This window comes from Mordavella massiliensis (genome assembly GCF_016901695.1).
GTDB lineage: Bacteria > Bacillota > Clostridia > Lachnospirales > Lachnospiraceae > Claveliimonas > Claveliimonas massiliensis_A.
Map to the genome: position 1 here is coordinate 64176 of NZ_JACJKS010000011.1, position 21405 is coordinate 85580.

Annotated in this window: 20 protein-coding genes; 4 read left to right on the forward strand and 16 right to left on the reverse strand. The window is 60.8% G+C overall.

The genetic code is table 11. The features are described from left to right. Positions 1-26 precede the first annotated feature (26 nt). The 3 genes from H6A20_RS08915 to H6A20_RS08925 are packed head-to-tail and all read left to right on the forward strand — an operon-like array spanning position 27 to position 3318. Positions 27-1088: a D-alanine--D-alanine ligase family protein gene (locus H6A20_RS08915; RefSeq protein ID WP_204906769.1), complete on the forward strand. Its 1062-nt coding sequence runs from the start codon at positions 27-29 to the stop codon at positions 1086-1088. A gap of 9 nt (positions 1089-1097) precedes the next feature. Continuing rightward, entirely contained in the window at positions 1098-2471 is a 1374-nt protein-coding gene (locus H6A20_RS08920; RefSeq protein WP_204906770.1) for a UDP-N-acetylmuramoyl-tripeptide--D-alanyl-D-alanine ligase, read from the forward strand. A gap of 31 nt (positions 2472-2502) precedes the next feature. Beyond that, positions 2503-3318 carry a Cof-type HAD-IIB family hydrolase gene (locus H6A20_RS08925; protein WP_204906771.1) on the forward strand — a complete coding sequence of 272 codons (816 nt, stop codon included), beginning with the start codon at positions 2503-2505 and terminating at the stop codon, positions 3316-3318. A 30-nt stretch (positions 3319-3348) separates the two neighbouring features. Here H6A20_RS08925 and H6A20_RS08930 read toward each other — a convergent pair whose 3' ends face one another. The 4 genes from H6A20_RS08930 to H6A20_RS08945 are packed head-to-tail and all read right to left on the reverse strand — an operon-like array spanning position 3349 to position 8647. After that, positions 3349-5814 carry a cation-translocating P-type ATPase gene (locus H6A20_RS08930; RefSeq protein ID WP_204906772.1) on the reverse strand — a complete coding sequence of 822 codons (2466 nt, stop codon included), beginning with the start codon at positions 5812-5814 and terminating at the stop codon, positions 3349-3351. Positions 5815-5838: 24 nt separating this feature from the next. After that, positions 5839-6627, reverse strand: a complete 789-nt coding sequence (locus H6A20_RS08935) for a ZIP family metal transporter (protein ID WP_204906773.1) — start codon at positions 6625-6627, stop codon at positions 5839-5841. 12 nt (positions 6628-6639) lie between these two features. Beyond that, positions 6640-7599 (reverse strand): TIGR03943 family putative permease subunit, encoded by a 960-nt coding sequence (locus H6A20_RS08940; RefSeq protein ID WP_243426187.1) that lies wholly within the window; start codon positions 7597-7599, stop codon positions 6640-6642. A 22-nt stretch (positions 7600-7621) separates the two neighbouring features. After that, the gene (locus H6A20_RS08945; RefSeq protein ID WP_204906774.1) at positions 7622-8647 is read right to left on the reverse strand and encodes a CobW family GTP-binding protein; all 1026 of its coding nucleotides are present in this window, start codon (positions 8645-8647) and stop codon (positions 7622-7624) included. A 223-nt stretch (positions 8648-8870) separates the two neighbouring features. On the opposite strand from H6A20_RS08945, the gene H6A20_RS08950 reads away from it, so the two are divergent. Further along, on the forward strand, positions 8871-9719 hold the full coding sequence (locus tag H6A20_RS08950; protein WP_204906775.1) for a putative manganese transporter: 849 nt from the start codon (positions 8871-8873) through the stop codon (positions 9717-9719). Positions 9720-9788: 69 nt separating this feature from the next. On the opposite strand, the gene H6A20_RS08955 is transcribed toward H6A20_RS08950, so the two are convergent. The 12 genes from H6A20_RS08955 to H6A20_RS09010 form a co-directional block, all read right to left on the reverse strand. Then, positions 9789-10229, reverse strand: a complete 441-nt coding sequence (locus H6A20_RS08955) for an RpiB/LacA/LacB family sugar-phosphate isomerase (protein ID WP_204906776.1) — start codon at positions 10227-10229, stop codon at positions 9789-9791. A 94-nt stretch (positions 10230-10323) separates the two neighbouring features. Next, the gene (rpiB, locus tag H6A20_RS08960; RefSeq protein ID WP_204906777.1) at positions 10324-10764 is read right to left on the reverse strand and encodes a ribose 5-phosphate isomerase B; all 441 of its coding nucleotides are present in this window, start codon (positions 10762-10764) and stop codon (positions 10324-10326) included. A gap of 107 nt (positions 10765-10871) precedes the next feature. Further along, entirely contained in the window at positions 10872-11513 is a 642-nt protein-coding gene (locus H6A20_RS08965; RefSeq protein WP_204906778.1) for an HAD family hydrolase, read from the reverse strand. Positions 11514-11530: 17 nt separating this feature from the next. Next, positions 11531-13036: an FGGY family carbohydrate kinase gene (locus H6A20_RS13905; RefSeq protein ID WP_204906779.1), complete on the reverse strand. Its 1506-nt coding sequence runs from the start codon at positions 13034-13036 to the stop codon at positions 11531-11533. Between the two features lie 12 nt (positions 13037-13048). Continuing rightward, positions 13049-14107: a 2-hydroxyacid dehydrogenase gene (locus tag H6A20_RS08975; protein WP_204906780.1), complete on the reverse strand. Its 1059-nt coding sequence runs from the start codon at positions 14105-14107 to the stop codon at positions 13049-13051. A 39-nt stretch (positions 14108-14146) separates the two neighbouring features. After that, positions 14147-14800 (reverse strand): class II aldolase/adducin family protein, encoded by a 654-nt coding sequence (locus tag H6A20_RS08980; protein WP_204906781.1) that lies wholly within the window; start codon positions 14798-14800, stop codon positions 14147-14149. 30 nt (positions 14801-14830) lie between these two features. Next, positions 14831-15868 carry a 2-hydroxyacid dehydrogenase gene (locus H6A20_RS08985; protein ID WP_204906782.1) on the reverse strand — a complete coding sequence of 346 codons (1038 nt, stop codon included), beginning with the start codon at positions 15866-15868 and terminating at the stop codon, positions 14831-14833. Between the two features lie 4 nt (positions 15869-15872). Next, positions 15873-17405 carry an FGGY-family carbohydrate kinase gene (locus tag H6A20_RS08990; protein WP_204906783.1) on the reverse strand — a complete coding sequence of 511 codons (1533 nt, stop codon included), beginning with the start codon at positions 17403-17405 and terminating at the stop codon, positions 15873-15875. Between the two features lie 17 nt (positions 17406-17422). Further along, positions 17423-18364 (reverse strand): sugar-binding transcriptional regulator, encoded by a 942-nt coding sequence (locus tag H6A20_RS08995; RefSeq protein WP_204906784.1) that lies wholly within the window; start codon positions 18362-18364, stop codon positions 17423-17425. Positions 18365-18613: 249 nt separating this feature from the next. Next, positions 18614-19252, reverse strand: a complete 639-nt coding sequence (gene dhaL, locus H6A20_RS09000; protein ID WP_204906785.1) for a dihydroxyacetone kinase subunit DhaL — start codon at positions 19250-19252, stop codon at positions 18614-18616. A 14-nt stretch (positions 19253-19266) separates the two neighbouring features. After that, on the reverse strand, positions 19267-20262 hold the full coding sequence (locus H6A20_RS09005) for a dihydroxyacetone kinase subunit DhaK (protein WP_204906786.1): 996 nt from the start codon (positions 20260-20262) through the stop codon (positions 19267-19269). 24 nt (positions 20263-20286) lie between these two features. Then, complete coding sequence (locus H6A20_RS09010; RefSeq protein ID WP_204906787.1) at positions 20287-21393, reverse strand: alcohol dehydrogenase catalytic domain-containing protein; 1107 nt, start codon at positions 21391-21393, stop codon at positions 20287-20289. Positions 21394-21405 lie beyond the last annotated feature (12 nt).

Sequence of the window (21405 nt, forward strand, 5' to 3'; positions counted from 1 at the left end):
TGCATATATAAGGAGGACTTGTTTTTATGAATATCATTGTACTGGCCGGAGGCTGCAGCAGCGAGAGGGATGTGTCCTTAAGTTCCGGCGGAAGTATCTGCCGCGCTTTAAGAGAGCGGGGACACAACGCGTACCTGCTGGACTCCTTCCTCGGACTTCCGGACGCGCCGGAGCATCTGGAGGATGTGTTCACCCTCCCGGGCGGCGGCCTTGAGATCGCCACCGGCATCCAGGTGGCGGAGCCGGACCTGCAGGCGCTGTGGGCGTCGCGGCCGGGGGATTCCCGCAGCCAGCTCGGCCCCAACGTGATCGAGCTGTGCGCGCTGGCTGACATCACCTTCATCGGCCTGCACGGGGGCATCGGCGAGGACGGCCGTCTCCAGGCTGCGTTCGACACCCTGGGGATCCGCTATACAGGGCCCGACTCCCTGGGCTGCGCCCTCTCGATGGATAAGGGCGTCACGAAGGAGCTCTTTCACTCCTCGGGCGTACCCACACCCTACGGGACGCACATTACAAGAAAAGACAAAGACATCTCCCTGGAGGAACTGCAGATCCCCCTTCCCCTCGTCGTGAAGCCCTGCTCCGGCGGCTCCAGCATCGGCGTGCATTTCGCCCACACGGAGGAGGAGTACCAGGAGGCCATGCGCCTCTCCTTTGAGAAGGAAGACGAAGTTGTCATCGAGCCTTTCATCGACGGCCGGGAGTACGCCTGCGGCATCTTTGACGGGCAGGCCCTCCCCCTTGTGGAGATCATCCCGGACGGGGGCGTCTTTGACTACGTGCACAAATACCAGAGCGGCGGCGCGTCCGAGATCTGCCCCGCCACCTCCGTGGATGCGGAGACGACGGCGGCGATCCAGAAGGCAGGCGTGCTGGCAGCCCAGGCGCTGCGCCTCAACGTGTACTGCCGCGCGGACTTTATTGTGGATAAGCGCACCGGACAGTTCTTCTGCCTGGAAGTCAACTCCCTGCCCGGCATGACGGACGCCAGCCTCCTCCCGAAGGCGGCGAGGGCGGCCGGCTATGAGTACGGGGAGTTCTGCGAGCGCATCATCGAGAAATCCATGGAAGCAAGGTACAGATAGGAGAACAGCATGAAAAACCTTACCATTGAAACGATAACAGCCGCCTGCCGGGGCACCCTCCACGGCAGCGCGGACCCGGCTGGCCGGGAGGCCGCCCATGTGGTCATCGACAGCCGCAAGGCCGGCCCCGGCGACGTCTTCGTGGCTCTGAGCGGGGAGCGTGTGGACGGCCACACCTTCATCCCCTCCGTCATGGAGAAGGGGGCCCTGTGCGCGGTATCCGAGCAGGATCTGGGGGAGAGGGATTTCCCGTGGATCCGTGTGGAGTCCACGGCACAGGCCCTTCTGGACATTGCCAAGCTCTACCGGGATTCCTTTGACATCAAAGTAGTGGGCATCTCCGGCAGCGTGGGCAAGACGAGTACGAAGGAGATGATCGCCTCCGTGCTGGCGCAGAAATACAACGTGCACAAGACCCAGGGCAACTTAAACAGTGAATCCGGCCTCCCCCTGACTGTCTTTGAACTGCAGGAGGAGAACGAAGTCTCCGTCCTGGAGATGGGCATCAACCACTTCGGCGAGATGCGCAGGCTCTCCACCGTGGCCCAGCCGGACGTGTGCGTGATCACCAACATCGGCGTGGCCCATCTGGAGTTCCTCAAGACGCAGCAGGGGATCCTGCAGGAGAAGACCCAGATGTTCCAGGATATGAAGCCGGGCGGCTCCATCATCCTGAACGGGGACGACCCTCTTCTGGCCGCCGTCGGCCCGGTCCGCGGCGTGAAGCCCCTCTTCTACGGCACAAACCCGCGCTGCGATATCTACGCGGATGAGATCGAGCCCCTGGGCCTGCGGGGGTCTGCCTGCGTGATCCACACGCCGGACGGCTCTTTCGCATGCACGGTCCCCACGCCGGGCGCCCATATGATCTCCAACGCCCTGGCCGGCGCGGCCGTCGGCTATGTGCTGGGCCTGACCGGGCAGGAGATCCGGGACGGCATCGAGCACCTCCCCTTCCTGCCGGGGCGGAACAATATCATTAAGACCGGCCGGAACATCATCCTGGACGACTGCTACAACGCCAACCCGGTCTCCATGAGAGCCGCCATCGACGTGCTGAACTTAGGCATCGGCCGCAAGGTGGCCATCCTTGGAAATATGGGGGAGCTTGGAAAGAATGAGAAGGAACTGCACTACGAGGTGGGGACCTACCTGGCTTCCACCGGCACCGATGCAGTCATCGCGGTGGACGAACTGGCAAAGGAGATCATCCGGGGCCTGAAGGACGCAGGCTCTGCTATCGAGACCCACTGGTTCCCCTCCAGGGACGAGCTGATCCCCCAGCTTGGATCCCTGATCCGGGAGGGCGACAACATCCTTGTCAAAGCCTCCAACAGCATGGGCTTTGGCGGGATCGTGAAGGCGCTGCAGGAGCTGGCGTGACAGAGCTGCCGCGATATAAGGAGAACAGACTATGGAGTATCAGATCCTCGTACTTGATCTGGACGGTACGCTGACCAACTCAAGAAAAGAAATCACCCCCGAGACCCGGGAGGCGCTCATCGAGATCCAGGAGCGGGGAAAGAAAGTCGTGCTTGCCAGCGGGCGCCCCACCCAGGGCGTCATGCCCCTGGCGCAGCAGCTGCATCTGGCGGATTACGGCAGCTACATCCTCTCCTTCAACGGCGCCCGCATCACGGACTGCCGCAGCGGGGAGGTCATCTACAGCCGGTATCTTCCGGACGACGCGCTGAAGACCGTGTACGATCTGGCCTCCGCCTTCGCGCCGGAGGGCGCGGATCTTCTCACCTACTCCGACACCCGCATCATCTCCGGGCTGAAGCCGAACCGGTACACGATGCTGGAGTCCTCCATCAACCATATGCCGGTGCTTCAGAGCCGGGATTTCCTGGCGGATATCCCGGGGAAGGTGAACAAATTCCTCGGCACCGGGGAGCCGGCGGTGATCGCGCGGATGAAGGATGTCATGGCGGATGCGTTCCGCTCCTACCTCAACATCTACTGCTCCGACCCCTTCTTCCTGGAGATCATGCCGAGCCGGATCGACAAGGCCCACTCCCTTCTGAAGCTTCTGGGGAGCATCGGCCTTTCGGCGGAACAGATGATCTGCTGCGGGGACGGGTACAACGACATCACCATGATCGAGACGGCCGGCCTGGGAGTGGCCATGGCGAACGCCCAGCCCCCCGTGCTGGACAGCGCGGACTACATCACCAAGTCCAACGACGAGAACGGGGTTCTCCATGTGATCAATAAATTTATGCGGTAGAAAGAATTTCTTCTTCCTACCGCATTTTTTCTATGCTGTCTTCCCTTTATTTTTCTCATGCCAGGAAAACAGGCGTTTCCCGAATTTCCCGATCTGCTCCACCACAAAGCTCAGATACCGGAACACCGGCTCCGAGGCGATGGAAAAGAGGACGCAGAGCATGATGCACTCTGTGGACATGGCCGTGATGGCGAACAGGTCCCCCATGTAGATGCTGGCCAGCACCAGGGCCACGGCGCAGCACGCCAGCACGCCGACCCGCAGCCGGTTCACCGGCTGGCTGATCTTGTAGAGCACCATGAAGCCCACGATCGCCAGCAGGATGGTGGCGGCTGTGGCGATGTCCGTCTCCCCCACGGCGAAGGTCCGCCCGAAGATCACCAGGGCCCCCACGGCCAGCACGTCTGTCAGGCCGCCCGGCAGCGCCTTCAGGAACACGTTGGGCAGGAAGTGCCCCTCGATCCGGTTCTTGTTGGGCTCCATCGCCAGGAAGAAGGCCGGCACCCCGATGGTGAACATGCTGATCAGGGAGATCTGCGACGGCTCCAGCGGGTAGGTGATCATGAACACCGCCGAGAACACGGACAAAAGCAGGGAAAAGATATTTTTCACCAGGAACAGGCTGGCCGACCGCTGGATGTTGTTGACCACCCGGCGTCCCTCCAGCACCACGGAGGGCATGCAGGAGAAGTCCGACTCCAGCAGCACCACCTGGGCTGCCTGGGCCGCCGCCTCGCTGCCGGACGCCATGGCGATGCTGCAGTCCGCATCCTTGAGGGCCAGGATGTCGTTGACCCCGTCCCCCGTCATGGCGACGGTGTTGCCCTGCTCCTTCAGGACGTTCACGAACTGCCGCTTCTGGGCCGGCGTCACCCGCCCGAAGACCGTGTACTCCCGCATGGCCCGGGCCACATCCTCGTCGGTCTTCAGCGTCCCCGCGTCCACGTAGCGCTCCGCCCCCGCGATGCCCGCCCGGGCGGCCACCTCGGATACGGTGACCGGATTGTCCCCGGAAATCACCTTGATGTCCACCCCCTGCTCCGCAAAGTAGGCGAAGGTCTCCGGCGCGTCGTGGCGGATGGGGTTGGTGAGGGTCACGTACCCGAGGGGCGTGACTTTCCCGGTCAGGGGCTTCCCGTCGATCTTCCCGTCGTACTGTCCGAACACGAGGACGCGGTAGCCCTTCTTCGTAAACTGCCCGATCTCCGCCTCATAGAGCACAAAGTCGTCCCGCAGCACCATCTCCGGCGCGCCCAGGACATAGGCGCCGTCCTCATAGGTGACGCTGCTGTATTTCACCGTGGAGGAGAAAGAGGTGAGGCTGACCGGCTTCTTTCCCGTATTCTCCCGGAAATGCTCCTTGAGGGCCGCCATGGTGATGTTGTCCTCGCTCATGGCCGCCGCGAAGTCTCCCAGCATCTTCTCCAGGGGCGGGTAGTCCTCCTCCTTCTCCCGGTAGTCCAGTGTGGGTTCCACCTTCCCCACTGTCATGGTATTCTCCGTGATCGTCCCCGTCTTGTCCACGCAGAGCACATTGACCCTGGCCAGCGTCTCGATGCTCTTCATGTCGTGGAGCAGCACCTGCTGCCTGGCCAGGCGCATGGCGCTCACCGCCAGGGCCATGCTGGCCAGCAGGTAGAGCCCCTCCGGGATCATGCCGATGACGGCGGCCACCATGGAGGTGACGCTCTCCCGGAATCCGTCGTGGTTGAAGAAAAAGCTCTGGACAAAGAGGATGAGGCCAATGGGGATGATGATGATGCCCACGCCCCGGACCAGACGGTCCAGGGAGCGGATCATCTCCGACTGCTCCGTGCTGTCCATGGCCTTGGCCTCCATGGTCAGGCGGGAGATGTAGGAGTCCTCCCCCACCTTGTCGAGGCGCGCCCGGCACTCGCCGGACACGACAAAGCTGCCGGACATGAGGGAATCCCCCTTTTTCTTCGTGATCTCGTCGGACTCTCCGGTCAGCAGGGACTCGTTCACCTGCACCTCGCCGGAGGAGACCACTGCATCCGCGCAGATCTGGTTCCCTGCGCCAAAGATCACGATATCGTCCAGCACCAGCTCCTCCGTGTCCACCTTCCGGACCTTGCCGTCCCGCACCGCCCGCGCGTGGGGCGCGTTCAGCATGTTCATCTTCTCCAGCACTTTCTTGGCGCGGACCTCCTGAACGATGCCGATGAGGGTGTTGATGACCACAACGGGCAGGAAGGTCAGGTTCCGGAAGGAGCCCACGATGCAGAGGAGCAGGCCCAGCACGGCAAAGATCAGGTTGAAGTAGGTAAATACGTTCTCGTGCACGATCTCCTTCACCGTCCTGGCAGGGGGATCCACAGACACGTTCGTCCACCCGTGCAGCCGGTGCTCCTGCACCTGCTGGGCGGTGAGGCCCTGCTCCGGGTCCGGGTCGTAGCGCGTGGTCCGGATCCGGCGGCTCTTCCGCTCCGCCTGCGTCTGCTCTTTTCCATTTCCTGCGTTTCTTCTTCTGCTCATATATCTTTCCTGTCTCCTTTGTTCTTATCCAAGTGCCACATCCAGGATCATCATAAGGATGAACCCGGCTGCGAACCCGGCTGTGCCTATGTTGCTGTGCTCCCCCTCGTTTGACTCCGGGATCAGCTCCTCCACCACCACATAGAGCATGGCGCCCGCCGCGAAGGCGAGAAGGTACGGAAGCGCCGGGGTGAGGATCTCCGACAGGAGCACGGTGACAAGGGCTGCCGCCGGTTCCACGATGCCCGAAAGCGCGCCGTAGAGGAAGGCTTTTTTGCTGCCCGCGCCGCCCGCGCTCTTCAGGGGCATGGAGATGATGGCCCCCTCCGGAAAGTTCTGGATGGCAATGCCGATGGACAGGGCGAAGGCCCCGGCCAGAGTGATCTGGGCCTGCTCAGTGAGAAGCCCCGCGAACACGACGCCGACTGCCATGCCCTCCGGAATGTTGTGGAGGGTCACCGCCATCACCAGCATGGTGGAGCGGCGCCATTGGCTCTTCGGACCCTCCGGCTCCCTCTGGTCCATGTGCTGGTGGGGCACCGTCCGGTCAAGGACAAGCAGGAACAGCATGCCCGCCGCCAGGCCTGCCGCCGCCGGCACAAAGGCCAGCTTTCCCATATGGGCCGACATATCCATCGCCGGAATGAGAAGGGACCAGACGGAGGCCGCCACCATCACGCCGGAGGCAAAGCCGAGAAGCGCCTTCTGGACGCGGTCCGGCATGGCGTCCCCGCGCAGGAGGAACACGCAGGCAGAGCCGAGCGCCGTGCCTGCAAACGGGATCAGGATCCCGGCCAGTACATTGATATTCATACAGATCTCCTTTTAATTGAAATAGACCATCTCGTCCTGCGGCGGCTGGGCCGCCTCCACATGCTCCGCCCGGATCACCGGCCCCTTGCGCCGGTAGGCGGGCGAGTATTCGTATCCCACCGTGCCGCGGATCTTCACCCACTGACCCGGCGCAAGCTTCGGGGCGTAGGCGCTGCGGCACACGTAGCCGAGGAAGGTGGTGTCGTCCGCGCAGCATGTCATGGCCATCCGTCCGCCCACGAACTCCTTCGCCGAAAAGCCCCGGGGCTTCAGCACTTTGGCCTTGTACTCCACTGTCTTCTTCAGATACCGCTCCGGGTGGTCCATCATATCCACATACCAGATGCCGTAGTCCATGTCGTCGATCTCCACCACCGGGGCATCCAGGTCATAGGGCATGGCGTCCTCGAAGATGTTGTCGATCTCCCCGTCCTCCCCCTCGAAAATGATCTGGGCGCTCTGGTTCACCACCTTGACGCTGCGCCGGTAGGAGGCCAGGGGCATCTCCTTTTTGCAGCGGTTGAACAGGACGAGCTCCGCGCCCCGCACCATATCCATGAAGAGGGGCTTCATGTTCACGATGTAGGTGCCAAATGTGGTGGCGTCCACCGTCACCAGCTTCTGCACAAGCCCCCAGCCGGGCGGCGCGTCCATGGACTCGATCCGGCTCACCGGATACATGCCGTTGCACTCGATAATGACCCGCTCCGGGTGATAGGTCCGGTCCAGCCTGGCCAGCCACTCTGTCGTCAGGTCCTCCGGATCGTCCACCGTGAGGAGGACCGTGTTGCTCCTTTCAAGAGCCGTCTCGTCGTACTCTTCCTCCCCCTCCTCGCAGAGGATGAGGAGGGTCCTGCCGTCGATGGCAAAATACTCCTGCCCCAGCGTGTACCGGAGGAAGCTGGTCTTGCCGCTCTCCAGAAAGCCTGTCATGAGGTACACCACCACTCTGGCGTTGTCTACCATCTGCATACGATTCCGTCACCTGTCCTTTCTAGTCTGCCGCGCCCGCAAAAAGCGCTTTCAGGGCGTCCTCTTTGAGCCCGGAGCCGATCACGCAGATGCGGCCCGTGTAGTCCGGCTGCCCCTCCCGGATCTCCACCTCGCCGGGCACCATGTCAAAGTAGATCCATGTCCCCCTGTCGCCTTCCACCATGCCCTTGGCCCGGAGCACCATGCCGTAGGCGTCCGCGTCTCCCAGGGCGCTGAGGCGCACCTGCAGATCCCCGGCGTTGTACTTCTTCACCGTCTCCAGGCCCCAGCTTCCAAACACCTCGTCTGCATGGTGATGGTGGTGGTCGTGATGATGGTGGTGGTCGTGGTGCTCCTCATGGCCGTGGTGATGGTGCTCCTCACCGGGCCCGTGGTGGCCGCCGCAGACCTCGCAGCGGGTCTCCTCCAGCAGCTCCTCCTCCAGGGAGGGCGTCTGCTGCTCCATGATGGCAAAGAGCTTTGCCCCGTCGATCTGATCCTCCGGGGTAGTGATGATGGGGGCGTCCGGGTTGAGGGCGCGGATCTGTGCCACAGCCTGCTCCACCCTGTCGTCGTCCGCGATGTCCGTGCGGCTCAGGATGACGGCCCCGGCGGACTCCACCTGGTTTTTGTAGAACTCTCCGAAATTCTTCAGGTACATCTTACACTTCTTCACATCCACCACCGTGGTGGCGCTGTTCAGCACAACGTCCGCGTCCGTCTTTACGTTCTCCACCGCCCGCTTCACGTCTGAGAGTTTTCCCACGCCGGAGGGCTCGATGAGGATCCGGTCCGGATGGTACGTCCCGATGACTTCCCGCAGGGACGCGCCGAAGTCTCCCACAAGGGAGCAGCAGATGCAGCCGGAATTCATCTCCCGGATCTCGATGCCCGCCTCCTTCAGGAAGCCGCCGTCAATGCCGATCTCGCCGAATTCGTTCTCAATGAGCACGACCTGCTCGCCCTGGAACGCCTCCCTGAGAAGCTTCCTGATGAGCGTCGTCTTGCCGGCCCCCAGAAAACCTGAGATGATATCTATTTTTGTCATGTCGTTCAACTCCTGTTCTTTTCTATATATATTCTGCCATACCAGACATCTTTATCTATTTTGTCACAGACAGACCTGTTTTTCAAGAATCCATAAGGAAATTCCGCGCGTTGAGATGTACAGCAGACCTTTTTGCTCCTTGACACGCAGGGGATAACTTGCTATGATTGTCGGGAAAACCTGATAATCATTTTCATTTCACTGATAGAAAGAAGCGCATCCTATGGAATTACTGGAACACATCCTTTTACACACAGCCCAGGACAGCCTGCGCATGCTGCCCTTTCTCTTTGCGGCCTTCCTCCTGCTGGAGGGTCTGGAGCACTACTCCAGCGCCTGGATCCGGCGGACGCTGGCGCGGATGGAGAAGGCCGGTCCGGTGGTCGGCGCCCTCTTCGGGTGCATCCCCCAGTGCGGCTTCTCGGTCATGGCGTCCAACCTGTACGCCGGCGGCGTCATCTCCCCCGGCACCCTGCTGGCGGTCTTCCTGGCCACCTCCGACGAGGCCGTCCTGATCCTTTTGGGGCATCCGGGCAGCGGCCACCTGGTCGCATCCCTTCTCCTTGTCAAGCTCATCATCGCCGTGGCGGCGGGCTATCTGGCGGACCTGTGCCTTGCCCCCTTTATCGCCACGGAAAAGGAGATCGGCGACCTCTGCCACCACTGCGGCTGCCACGATCACCACGGCATCGTGCGGCCCGCCCTCAACCACACGGTCCGGCTCTTCGCCTACATCTTCGTCTGCACCCTCGTCCTGAACGCGGTGATCGAGGGCGCGGGGCTTGAATCCCTGACCACCTTCCTGCTGGGAGGCAGCGTCCTGCAGCCTTTCCTGGCCGCCCTTTTAGGATTCATTCCCAACTGTGCGGCTTCCGTGCTGCTGACGGAGCTCTACCTGGGCGGCGCCCTCTCCTTCGCCTCCGTGGTGGCGGGGCTGTGCACCAACGCGGGCGTGGGGCTGATCGTGCTCTTTAAAGTAAACCCGGACAAAAAGGAATGCCTGAAGTTTACCGGCCTTCTCTACGCCTGCGGCGTCATCGCGGGCGTCGCGCTGCACGCGGCCGGCCTTTGACCTCCTGTAAACGCAAACTGCGGAAGAGACCTCTGTCAGTCCCTCCCGCAGTTTTTTCTGTTCCGTCTCTTATCTGTTCTGGTCGTACTCTACATATGCGTCCACCTTCGGCTGGGAAGAGCATCCGGGCACGAACTCGTTGCCGAGGAAAGCGTCTACCAGTAATTCACGCACTTTATTTCCTGTCGTAAACGCTCCCATGCAGGCGATATTCGCGTCGTTGCTAAGGCGCGCCCTCTGCGCGGAGTACACGTCAGAGATCAGCGCCGCGTAGGCGCCTTTTACCTTGTTGGCGGCAATGGAAACGCCGATGCCGGTGCCGCACAGAAGGATGCCTCTGTCATACTTCTTGGCAGCCACTGCCTCAGCTACCGCAAATGCCGTGTGCCCGTAGATGGGGTCCTCGCTTCCGAAATCCGTCACCTCGCCGTAGCCCTTTGCCTCGATGTACTTGATCAGAGCTTCCTTGGCAGCCTGCGCGTTCGGATCGCAGCCAATTGCAATTTTCATTGTTCGTTCCTCCTTGTATATTTATTTCGTTTCTCTTATTTTATCATTTCGTTCTTCTTTTGTCTACTTTCGTTTGCTTTCGTTTCCTGTTTTTTTATTTGTCCTGGATCGCCATGATCATATCCACCCGTCTCTGGTGCCTTCCGCCTTCAAACTCCGCGTTCAGCCACTCCTCGATGATCATCTTGGCCAGCTCGATGCCGATGACCCGGGCGCCGAACGCCAGGATGTTTGTGTTGTTGTGCTGCCTTGAGAGGCGCGCCGAGTAGGGCTCGCTGCACACCACCGCGCGGACGCCCTTCACCTTGTTGGCCGCCAGCGAGATGCCCACGCCGGTCCCGCAGATCAGGATGCCCAGATCCACGTCCCCGGCGGCCACCGCCCGGCCGACCTTCTCCCCGTACACCGGGTAGTCGCAGCTCTCTGTGGAATCCGTGCCGTAGTTCACTACCTCGTATCCCAGATCCTGGAGAAACTTCATGACTTCCTGCTTCATCTCCACTGCAGAGTGGTCGTTTCCAATTCCTATCTTCATCGCTCAAATCCCGCCTTTTCTATAGAATAATCTCTGTCCTTATTATAAGGTCTGCGCCTGCCGCGCACAAGAGGCAATCCGGGAAAAGGCAGGGCGGCTTTCCCGCGTCAGATCTCGATCTGCCTGAGGCTTAAGATGACCCGGTCCGCCGCGGAGATATCCTGCTCGCCGGAGGTCGGGTTGCTGTACCCGTAGCAGTAGATACCCGCCTCCTGTGCCGACGCCACGCCGGCCTGGGAGTCCTCCACCGCCAGGGCGTCGCGCGCCGCTGTGCCCGTGAGTTCAAGCACCCGGAGGTACACGTCCGGCGCCGGCTTTTTCCTGGCGATCTCATCCCCGGATACGGTCACGTCAAAATAGTCCCGCACCCCCAGAAGACGCAGCGCGTCGTCGACCAGGACCCTCGTGGACGAGGAGGCGAGCGCGATCTTCATCCCCGCCCTCTTCGCCTCCTGCACGACCTCTTCAAATCCGTCCGACGGGCGTAGATGGTGCTCCTCTATCTGCTGCGCCACCAGCGCATACTGCCGCCTCTCCAGCCCGTACGGATCCCCCTCCATGCCGCAGATCTCCAGCACGTTCCGCCAGAAGCCGCTGGCGGACTTTCCGACAGGGGCCGGCAGCCTGTCGTCCGGCGTGATGCCCAGTTCCCGGAACATCCTTTGCCTGGCGTTCTCGTGCAGCGGCTCGCTGTCCAGGACAACGCCGTCCATATCGAATATCAGAAGTTTTTTTGTCTCTGTGCTCATAGCCATCCTCTCTTCTGTCACCGTATCCGCGCCAGTGCCCGGAACTGGTCTTTCAGCGCCTGGTAGGACTCCAGGTATACCTGGTACAGTTCCCTGTACATGGGCACCCACTCCCGCACAGGCTCCACGGTTTTCTTGATCCTGAATGTGGCGGCGGACGCCTCCTCCGGCGTCCTGTACTCGCCCATGTACGCCGCGTTCATGCAGGCCAGCCCGCCGGGGGCGCCCAGGTTGACCTCCGGGATCCGGATCTCCTTATCGATCACGGACGCCTTGATCTTCAGCCAGATATCGCTCCTGCTGCACCCGCCGCAGCAGACGAGGTCCCGGATGTCCAGCCCCAGCTTCAGCGCCTGGTCCAGGTTGTCCTGCAGCGCGTAGCAGGCCCCCTCCATGATGGCGCGGATCATCTCGGCCCGGGACGTGTTCAGGTTCAGTCCTATGAACGTCCCCCTGGCGTCCGGATCCCAGATGGGCGCGCGCTCCCCGGACATATAGGGGAGGAAAATGATCCCTGTCGGGCGCTTGGCCTTCTGTTCAATCTCCCGGTTCATCCTCGGGTAGGCGTCCCGCTTCATCGTCTCCCCGCCGTACAGGGCGTCCCGGAACCACCGCAGGGATCCCCCGGCGGAATTCATGGCGCCGTAGAGAAGCGTGCTGTTCTTTGCCCGCCCTTTCAGGTAGGAGAGCTCTTCCCGCGTCACCAGCTCCTCAAAGCCGATGAGCACCACGGAACTGGTGCCCGTCATCTCAGCCACCCGCCCGTCCGCGTACACCCCCATCTCAAGGCCCGACGCCGTGGCGTCCACCGCGCCGGCGAGGACCACCGTGTCTGTGGAGAGGCCTGTCACGGCTGCCGCCTCCTTTGAGACATGGCCGATGGGCTCCATGCAGTCATAGACCTCCGGCATGAGGGAGGCGTCCGCGCCGATGGCGTCGAGGAGCTCCCTGCTCCAGCAGCCCCGGTGCACGTCGTAGATCTGGGTGAGGGAGGCGTGGGTGTCGTCGATGGTAAACTCTCCTGTCAGCCTGTAATTGACATAGCCGTTCACCTGCAGGACTTTGTAGCACTTCTCCATCAGCGCGGGCCGGTTGCGCAGAAGCCACATGAGCTCCGTCAGGGTGAAGTAGGTGTCCAGCCGGTTGCCGGTGATCTCAAAGACGCGCTTTTCCCCTACTTTTTCCCGGATGAGCGCAAGCTCTTCCACGCTGCGCCTGTCCATCCAGATCAGCGCGTCGTGGAGGGGCCTGCCCTCCCTCGTGACAGGGAGGACGGCGGGCGCCTGGCTGCTGACGGAGATGACCTTGATGTCCTTCGGGTCGACCCAGCTCTTGGCCAGGATCACACGCACGGACTCCACCACCGCCTGCCACCAGTCGTCCGGGTTCTGCTGGGCCCAGGAGGGCTCGGGAAGGAGCGTGCCGTACTCCTTCCCCGCCTCCGCGACCACCTTCGGCCCTTCCCCGAACAGAATGCACTTCACGGTTGTCGTCCCGATATCAATTCCGATCGAGTAGTTCACAGTCCATCCCTCCTATTTCTGTGCAAGCACCTCAGGGTTACAGATAAATCTCGGCTGCTCTCCTGCCAGGATCTTCTTCACATCCGTCAGGACAATGTCGGTCTGGTGCCCCACGATATCCCGGGCAGACCCGGCCAGATGGGGCGTCAGCACGATGTTCCTTAAGGAGAGGATCTTGTCCCCCGCCGGGATGGGCTCCACCGGATATACGTCCAGCCCCGCCCCTGCGATCCTTTTCTCCGCCAGGGCGTCATAGAGCGCATCGTAGTCCAGGATCTTCGCCCGGGCCGTGTTGACAAGGTATGCCGTCGGCTTCATGAGGGCGATCTTCTCCCGGCTGATGAGCCCCACCGTCTCCGGCACCACATTGCAGTTGATGCTGATGAAATCCGCCGTCTTCATGAGGGCATCCAGATCCGTCTTTTTCGCCCCCAGATAGTCCATCTGCTCCTGGGACACGTAGGGATCATAGACAAGGAGCTCCATATCCAGCCCCCGGGCCCGCTTTGCCACTTCCCGTCCGATCATGCCAAAGCCGATCTGCCCAAAGGTCTTTCCGTACATCTCCGGCCCCCCTCCGTAGAGGGCAAAGGGAGCCGTGGGATCCATGGACCACTCGGACATGGTCTCCGCGCGCTTTCCGCCATTGTCATTGTACTGCACATTCGTCAGCTGGTCCGTGTACTTCAAGAGATGGTCCGTAAGGCTGATATTTTTGGACACGCACATGAGCAGGGCGATGGTGTGCTCCGCCACCGCGATGGCGTTCCTTCCCCCGGCCCGCAGAACAGGGATCCCCTTCTCTGTCGCCGCTTCAATGTCCACACTGGCAAAGGCCTCGTTCCTGCAGCACACAATGATCTTCAGGCAGTCCGCCGCCTCGATGACCTCCCTGTTAATGTCCTCGAACTCGGAGATCAGAAGCTCTACGCCTTTGATCTTCTCCTTCATCCGGGGTACGGGCATCTTCTCGCCCGTCACGCCGTAGCCGGCGAATTCATAGTCTGTGGTGATCGTCTCCAGGAGATCTGTATAGTTTCTGTCAAATCTGGCAGTGATCAGTGTCTTCATGCTTTGCACACTCCTTTTCCCGCAAAAAGCCGCTCCGTCTTACTTCTGTCCGTACTTGGTCATAAAGAAATCATGGAAGAACTCCACATCCTCCCGGGAGATCTCCACCGGTCCGCCGATGCTCTGGGTGTTGATGTAGATCAGCGCCGTCTTCTCCAGGACCTGGGATCCGGTGAACGCCTCCGCCAGGGTGCGCCCCACCGTGATGGCGCCGTGGTTGGCGATCAGGGCTCCGTCCCTGTCCTGCAGCGCCTTCACAACAGACTCCGCCATCTCTTTGGAGCCGGGCATCGTGTAGTCCGCCACCCGGACGTCGCCGCCCAGGATCTGCACCTGGTCGTCGCAGATCGGGGGGATGGGCTTCCTGGCTGTCGCCATGGTCAGGGCGTAGGTGGAATGGGTGTGCACGATGCCGTTCACCGCGGGGCGGTCCAGATAGACAGCCGCATGCACCGGCACTTCCACAGAGGGTTTCAGCCTGCCCTCATATTCAAATGTCTTCATGTTGACAACGACCATATCCTCCGGGAACAGCTTGTTGTAATCCATGCCGGAGGGCGTGATCACCATGTACTCGTCGTCCACGCGGGCGGAGATGTTTCCCCACGTCCCGGCCACCAGCCCGCTGCTGGACATCTTTTTCGCTGTCTCGCACACCTCGATCTGCGCCACTTTCACCTTGTCTCTGTTCATGATTTTTTCCTCCTTTTCTTTCCTTTTCTTTTAATATCTGTACTGGTACAGCAGATGTTCGCCGTTTAAAAATCTCCGGACATCCGCCACGATCTGCTTTGTGTGGTTCACCAGAACGTCGTCCGTGGCGCCCGCGATGTGGGGCGTGATCACCACGTTGTCCAGCTCCGTGACATAGGGATGGTTGCTGGCGATTGGCTCGCTGGCGTACACGTCAAAGGCAGCGCCCGCGATCCGCTTCTCCCGCAGGGCGTCGATGAGGGCCTCCTCGTCCAGGATCGCGCCCCTGGACGCGTTGATGAAGTAGGCCGTCGGCTTCATCAGCGCGATCATCTCCCGGCTCACGATGCCCTTTGTCTCCGGCGTCACTTTCATATGGCAGGTGACAAAGTCAGACTCCCGCATCAACTCCGCCAGTGTGTTCACCTTGCGGATGCCGATCTCCTCGATATCCACCTCGCCCTGGTAGGGATCGTAGATGAGGAGCTGCATGCCGAATGCCCGGGCGATCCGCCCCACGCGCTTCCCGATGCTTCCGTAGCCCAGGATGCCCAGGCTCTTGCCCTTGAGCTGCGTCCCCTTGAACACCATGTAGGGGGCGTCCATCTTCATATCCCAGATCACGTCCGCCTTAAGGCCCGCCTTCGTCTCCTTGTGGGCGTCCGGATTGCCGGTGTATTTCCCCTCTTTCAGGGCCCTGTACGCCATGGGGATCTTCCTGGCGATGGAGAGCATCAGGCCGATGGTCATCTCCGCGGTGGAGTCCGAGTTTCTGCCCGGCGTATACAGGACCGGGATGCCCCTCTCCTTTGCGGCCGCCATGTCCACGTTGACCGGCGTGGCCCGCGTGCAGGCGATCAGCTTCAGGTTCGGCGCACTCTCGATCACCTTCCTTGTGATGTCGTCATAGCTGGTGATGATCATGTCCACGTCCCTGACTTTTTCCGCCAGCTCCTCCTCGTCCATCTTCGGGAGCCCCAGCGCCCAGCCGTCCTTGATCACCTCGCCCATCTCGTATAAGGGCTTCAGTTCCTCTTCATTGTACTCTGCTGTGAAAAAAATCTTCATGGCTTTATTCCTCCTCGCTGATTGCCTGAATTTTCTTGTTCATCTGGTGACGGTAGTCCCAGATCTGCTGGTTGTGCAGCCGCACCTGCCGGAACAGCTCGTAGAGCAGGTCGTACTTCTTGGTCCGCTGCAGGTTCGGCTCGTACGTCCGCCGGAAGGTGCAGGCCTTCGCCACAGCCTCCTCGTAGGAGCTGTACATGCCAAGCTTCACGCCCGCTATGATGGCCACGCCCTTGGCGCCGAGCTCCTTGCCCTCCGGGATCATCACGGTCTTTCCCATGACGTCCGCGATCATCTGGGCCCAGACGGGGCTCTTTGCTCCCCCGCCCGCCAGGTAGATCTTTGCGTCTTTGTCTATGTTCTGCAGGCAGTCCCGGATGGAGAGGCTGATGCCCTCGTAGACAGCCCGGATCAGCTGGTCCCTTGTCGTCACCTGGCTGATGCCGAAGAAGCTGGCCCTGGCGTAGGGATGATAGAAGGGCGCCCGCTCCCCCGCCACGCTGATGTAGGGGTGATAGACAACGCCGCCGCATCCCACCGGGACGCTGTCCACGATCCGGTCGATCTCGTTGAAATCTTTTGTCTTCGCGATATTCTCCAGCATCCAGTCGATGTTCGGCGTACCGTTTAAGGTGGGCTGCAGCTCCACGTAGAGCTCGGTGATGGGGTGCTTCTCGTAGCGGGTGTTCTCCGCCCCGAAGCGGCAGTCTTCCTTCTTCATGACGATCTCGCTGGCGCAGGTCGTCCCCAGGATCACGCAGGCGTCCTTCTCGTGGATCGCCCCGAGCCCCACAGCCGTGGCGGATGTGTCGAGGGCCCCCGCGATCACGGGGATCCCCGCAGGCAGTCCGGTCTCCCGGGCAAAGGCCTCCGTGGTGACGCCCGTCACCGTATCCGAACTCACGGGATCCGGCAGGTAGCTGCGGTACTCATAGATATCCATGGCCCGCATCAGCTCATCCGCGATCCTGCCCGTCTGCGCATCCACAAGGGATGTAAAGCTGTCTGTGATCTCCGTGCCCAGCACGCCCGTCATCTTGTAGCGGACCCAGTCCTTGCAGAAGATCAGCTTGTCCGCCCTGTCCAGCACCTCCTTGCGGTTGGTCTTCATCCACCGCAGCAGGATCATCTGGTTGCCCAGAAGAGGCGGCGTCCCGGTGGTCGTGTGGTAGAGCTGCCCCACCTCCGGGTGCTCCCCCGTGATCCTGCGCACCTCCGGCACCGCCCGTCCGTCGCACCAGAGGATGGCGTTCTGCACCGGGTTGCCCTCCCTGTCGATGAGCCAGCAGCCCTCGCCCTGGCCGGTCACGCCGATCCCCCGGATGCTGCCGCCGTCCACGGATCTGGACGACGCCAGCTCCCGCACGCACGCCTTCACCTTCTCCCAGACGAGGAACATATCCTGCTCCTCCCGGTTTCCCCCGTCGTTGATGGTCTCCGCTTCCCGGCTGGCCACCCGGACTTCCGCGCCGTTCTCGTCAAACAGAACGGCTTTTACATTGGATGTCCCGACATCGATTCCAAGAATATAGTCCATGCTTCTCCCTCCATTCTTCAATCTTCTGTATCTTCACACAGGACTTTTCTCCCTGTCGTCTCATCCGTGATCAGTATATCGATGCACCCTGTCTTAAGAGCGGCCCGGATCGCCCCCACTTTGGCGTCCCCGCAGGCCACCAGGATGACGTTGTCTATATTCCGCAGGCATTCCATGCTGGCGTTGAGCAGCCGGTCTGTCAGCGGGCAGTCGTTCCAGGAGCCGTCCTCCCGGATCGGGTTCATGGCAAGGTCCCCCACAAAGCCCGCGTCCCGCAGGATCCGGATATCCTCCTTCGTGATGTGGCCCCGCGTGCACATGGTCGCGGTCTCCGTCAGCTCGCCGACGCCGATCACCGCGATGTTGCACCGGTTCATCATCTCAAAGGAAGCCCGGATGCTCCGCTCCCTGAGGAGCATCTGCTTGGTCATCTCGTGCTCCACCACGACAGGCGCATACAGCATGTAGCTGGAGCAGTCCAGCTTGTTGGCCAGGTTCCGCGCGATCTCGTCGGATTTCTCCACTTTCTGCTCAATGTTCTGCGCCCCCATCAGCTGGACGACCCGGCAGTCGCTCCGCTTGTGATAGACCATCTGGTCCACCACCTCCGACAGGGTCCGCCCCCAGGATACCCCTATGATATCCCCCTGGCGGATGGTATCGTTCAGATACTGCGCCGCCACGTTGGCGACCTTGTACATAACCGTCTTTCTCTCGCCGTAATCGCTGGCGATCACGGTCTGCTTCAGTCCGAATCTGTCGATGAGCTGGCACTCCAGCTCGATGTTGTCGCGCTCATATCCCTGGATCGTGATGTTCACGATCCCCAGCTCCACCAGGGAATTGATGATCTGGTTCACTCTCTGCCTTGTAAAGGAGAGGCGTTTTGCGATCTCATCCTGCGTCATTCCCAGCGTGTAGTACCAGTAGGCGATCTTGATATATACATCCTCTCTCATGCGCGTCCTCCGTTATTTACAATTGTAATTAAAATTTACATTTGTAATTTCAGTATAGCATTTTACTGTGTTTTGTCAATGTCTTTTCCCGTTTTTCACAACAATGATCCGTAGAATCACCGGAAGTGCCAAAAGGCACATTCCGGGATTGTAGGCGGTCGCCAAGGTCTCGGGCAAGCCCGGACTTTGGCTCGTCGCCAGTACAAAAAGGGAGACGGACATAGGTATGCCGTCTCCCCCTCGTTCAACTTATAACAGATCGATGATCCCGTCCGCCATGGCTGTCAGGATAATGCAGCAGGAAGTCGCCCCCGCGTCGAGCACGCCGCGCGAGCGCTCGCCGAGCCGGCTTGAGCGCCCGTACTTCGCCACCATGTCTTTGGTGGAGTCGCGCCCTGCCAGCGCCGCCGCCTTCATCTCCTCCAGCGCTTCCTTAAAGTCCTGCCCGGTCTCCCCGGCTTTCTTCAGGACGTCCACGGACGGCGCCAGTGTGTCTACCAGCGTCTTGTCGCCCACCCGGGCGTCCACGATGCCGTACAGGCCGTTCAGTCCAGCCTCCAGCATGTCGGCCAGATCCGCGGCGGAGATCTCATCCAGATCCTCGCCCGCCTCCGCCATATCCATAAAGATCGTGCCGTAGATCGGTCCCATGGATCCGCCGATCTCATTGAGAAGGATCATACCAAGCTCATCAAGCCCCTCTGTAAAAGAGATATCCTCGTCTTTAAACCGCTCCTCAAATACAGAAAAGCCCTTGTTCATGTTCATGCCGTGGTCGCCGTCTCCGATCAGGCCGTCCACATCGCCCAGATACGCCTTGTTCTCCTGGATGCCTTTCACCATGCGCATCAGGATGGGTTTCCCCGCTTCGTTTTTAAATGTGCCCATATGTCTTACGCCTCCTATACCTGCTTCAGACCCATGGAATATGCCGGCATGTCGATCAGTTCCTTCAGCTCATCGTCCAGCTTCATGACTGTCAGCGTAGCGCCCATCATATCCAGAGATGTGAAATAGTTGCCCACATATGCCTTGTGGGTCTTGATGCCTTTTTCTGTGAGGAGCCTGTCGATCTCATCGTAGAGTACATACAGCTCCATGATCGGTGTGGCTCCCAGTCCGGACACGAGGACAACTACCTCGTCCCCCTCCACGAAGGGGTAATCCGGCACAACGATGTCCACCATCCGCTTCGCCATCTGGTTGGCGCTCTCCAGCGGGCACACCTCGATGCCCGGCTCGCCGTGATGGCCGATGCCCACTTCCATGGTGCCTTCCTTGATCTCAAAGTTCGGATGGCCCACAGCGGGGAGGGTGCACGGGGTGAGGCCGATGCCTACGGACCTCGTGTTGTCGATGGCCTTCTGGGCCGCCGCGATGACCTCGTCCAGGTCGCCGCCCTTGGCAGCCTTCGCGCCGCCCACCTTCCACATCAGCACCTCGCCGGCCACGCCGCGGCGCTTCTCTCTCTGATCCTTCGGCGCGGACGCCACGTCATCGTTGGCCACCACCGTCTTCACGGTGATCCCGGCCTTCTTCGCCATCTTCACCGCCATCTTCACGTTCATGTTGTCGCCCGAGTAGTTGCCGTACAGGCAGGCCACGCCTTTGCCCTGGTCCGCCACTTTGCAGGCGTCTAAGAATGCCGCTGCTGTGGGGGAGGAACAGATCTCCCCCACGGCCGCAGCGTCACACATGTTTTTCCCCACATAGCCGATGAACGCCGGCTTGTGTCCGGAGCCGCCTCCGGTCACCACGCCTACCTTCCCCTCCGGGATGTCCTTCGCCTTCACGACGCGGCCGTTGTCCGTCGCCTCTACGATATCGGAATGTGCTTTCAGGAATCCTTTGAGCATCTCATCTACTATGTTGTCCGGGTTGTTCAATATACGCTGCATAAATCTTTCTCCTCCTTATCCGGCTTACTCCATATCAGGTACGAGCACCACTTTCAGCGCGCCGTTCTCTCCGGTCTTCGCGATGTGGAATCCCTCTTCCCATTTCTCCAGCGGGAATTTGTTCGTCACAACGCCGTCCGTGGGAAGCTTGCCGCTGTAGATCCAGTCGATGACTGTATCGAAGCAGTAGGGGCTTAAGTGTACGCCCAGAAGATCCAGCTCTTTCCGGTCGGAGATGATGCTCCAGTCCACCGTTACAGGTGCGCCGAATACGGAGAACTCCACGAATCTGCCCATCTTGCGGATGCAGTCCAGCCCCTGCTGTACGCTGGAGGGATGGCCGCTGGCCTCGATGTAGATGTCGCATCCGTAGCCGCCTGTCAGCTCTTTGATCTTTGCCACAACGTCTTCCTTGCCCGGGTTCATGGTGAGGATGTTGTCCCCGTCGCCCCAGAACTCTTTCGCCTTTGCCAGGCGCGCGTCGTTCATGTCAAGCACGATGAGAAGCTTCGGGTTCGCCTGCTTCAGCGCGCCCACCATGCCAAGTCCCAGCGTGCCTACGCCGGACTGTACCACCACGTCCGTGTTGCTCACCTGCGCGCGGCGCACGCAGTGGAAGGAGCAGCCGTAGGGCTCGATGAGGGCCGCCTTCTCAATGGGCAGGTCGTCCGGAACCCTGTGGCAGTACGGAACGGACTCCTTCGTCACCTTCACGTACTCTGCCATACCGCCGTTTACATTGTTCTGGAAGCCGTACAGGTCGTGCTTCTCGCACATCCAGTAGCGCCCTGTCTGGCAGAACATACACTCTCCGCAGGGAACGATCTGCTCCGGGCAGATCCGGTCGCCGATCTTCCAGCCGCCTTTTACATTCGGGCCGATCTCCACAATTTTTCCGACGAACTCGTGCCCCGGGATCATCGGCTCCTTGATGTACTTGGGCTGGCCGTCGAATCCCCAGAAGCTGGCTGCGCCCGCGAAAGCCTTTGTGTCTCCCGCGCAGATACCGCAGGCCTCCACCTTCAGGATCATCTCCCCCTCGCCCGCTCTGGGTGTGTCTACCATCTCAAAACGGTAGTCGCCAGGTGCATACGCCACGATCGCTTTCATTTTTTCCGGTAAGTTGCTCATACTTCATTTCCC

Excerpts from the sequence above, each read along its gene's own strand:
- H6A20_RS08995 (WP_204906784.1), bottom strand. The coding sequence starts at position 18,364 with ATGAGAGAGGATGTATATATCAAGATCGCCTACTGGTACTACACGCTG.
- H6A20_RS08965 (WP_204906778.1), bottom strand. The coding sequence starts at position 11,513 with ATGAGCACAGAGACAAAAAAACTTCTGATATTCGATATGGACGGCGTT.
- H6A20_RS08990 (WP_204906783.1), bottom strand. The coding sequence starts at position 17,405 with ATGGACTATATTCTTGGAATCGATGTCGGGACATCCAATGTAAAAGCC.
- H6A20_RS08975 (WP_204906780.1), bottom strand. The coding sequence starts at position 14,107 with ATGAAGACACTGATCACTGCCAGATTTGACAGAAACTATACAGATCTC.
- H6A20_RS09005 (WP_204906786.1), bottom strand. The coding sequence starts at position 20,262 with ATGCAGCGTATATTGAACAACCCGGACAACATAGTAGATGAGATGCTC.
- H6A20_RS08980 (WP_204906781.1), bottom strand. The coding sequence starts at position 14,800 with ATGAACAGAGACAAGGTGAAAGTGGCGCAGATCGAGGTGTGCGAGACA.
- H6A20_RS08945 (WP_204906774.1), bottom strand. The coding sequence starts at position 8,647 with ATGACAAAAATAGATATCATCTCAGGTTTTCTGGGGGCCGGCAAGACG.
- rpiB (WP_204906777.1), bottom strand. The coding sequence starts at position 10,764 with ATGAAGATAGGAATTGGAAACGACCACTCTGCAGTGGAGATGAAGCAG.
- H6A20_RS08925 (WP_204906771.1), top strand. The coding sequence starts at position 2,503 with ATGGAGTATCAGATCCTCGTACTTGATCTGGACGGTACGCTGACCAAC.
- H6A20_RS08920 (WP_204906770.1), top strand. The coding sequence starts at position 1,098 with ATGAAAAACCTTACCATTGAAACGATAACAGCCGCCTGCCGGGGCACC.
- H6A20_RS08930 (WP_204906772.1), bottom strand. The coding sequence starts at position 5,814 with ATGAGCAGAAGAAGAAACGCAGGAAATGGAAAAGAGCAGACGCAGGCG.
- H6A20_RS08950 (WP_204906775.1), top strand. The coding sequence starts at position 8,871 with ATGGAATTACTGGAACACATCCTTTTACACACAGCCCAGGACAGCCTG.
- H6A20_RS08940 (WP_243426187.1), bottom strand. The coding sequence starts at position 7,599 with ATGCAGATGGTAGACAACGCCAGAGTGGTGGTGTACCTCATGACAGGC.
- H6A20_RS08955 (WP_204906776.1), bottom strand. The coding sequence starts at position 10,229 with ATGAAAATTGCAATTGGCTGCGATCCGAACGCGCAGGCTGCCAAGGAA.
- H6A20_RS09010 (WP_204906787.1), bottom strand. The coding sequence starts at position 21,393 with ATGAGCAACTTACCGGAAAAAATGAAAGCGATCGTGGCGTATGCACCT.
- H6A20_RS08985 (WP_204906782.1), bottom strand. The coding sequence starts at position 15,868 with ATGAAGATTTTTTTCACAGCAGAGTACAATGAAGAGGAACTGAAGCCC.
- H6A20_RS08915 (WP_204906769.1), top strand. The coding sequence starts at position 27 with ATGAATATCATTGTACTGGCCGGAGGCTGCAGCAGCGAGAGGGATGTG.
- dhaL (WP_204906785.1), bottom strand. The coding sequence starts at position 19,252 with ATGGGCACATTTAAAAACGAAGCGGGGAAACCCATCCTGATGCGCATG.
- H6A20_RS08935 (WP_204906773.1), bottom strand. The coding sequence starts at position 6,627 with ATGAATATCAATGTACTGGCCGGGATCCTGATCCCGTTTGCAGGCACG.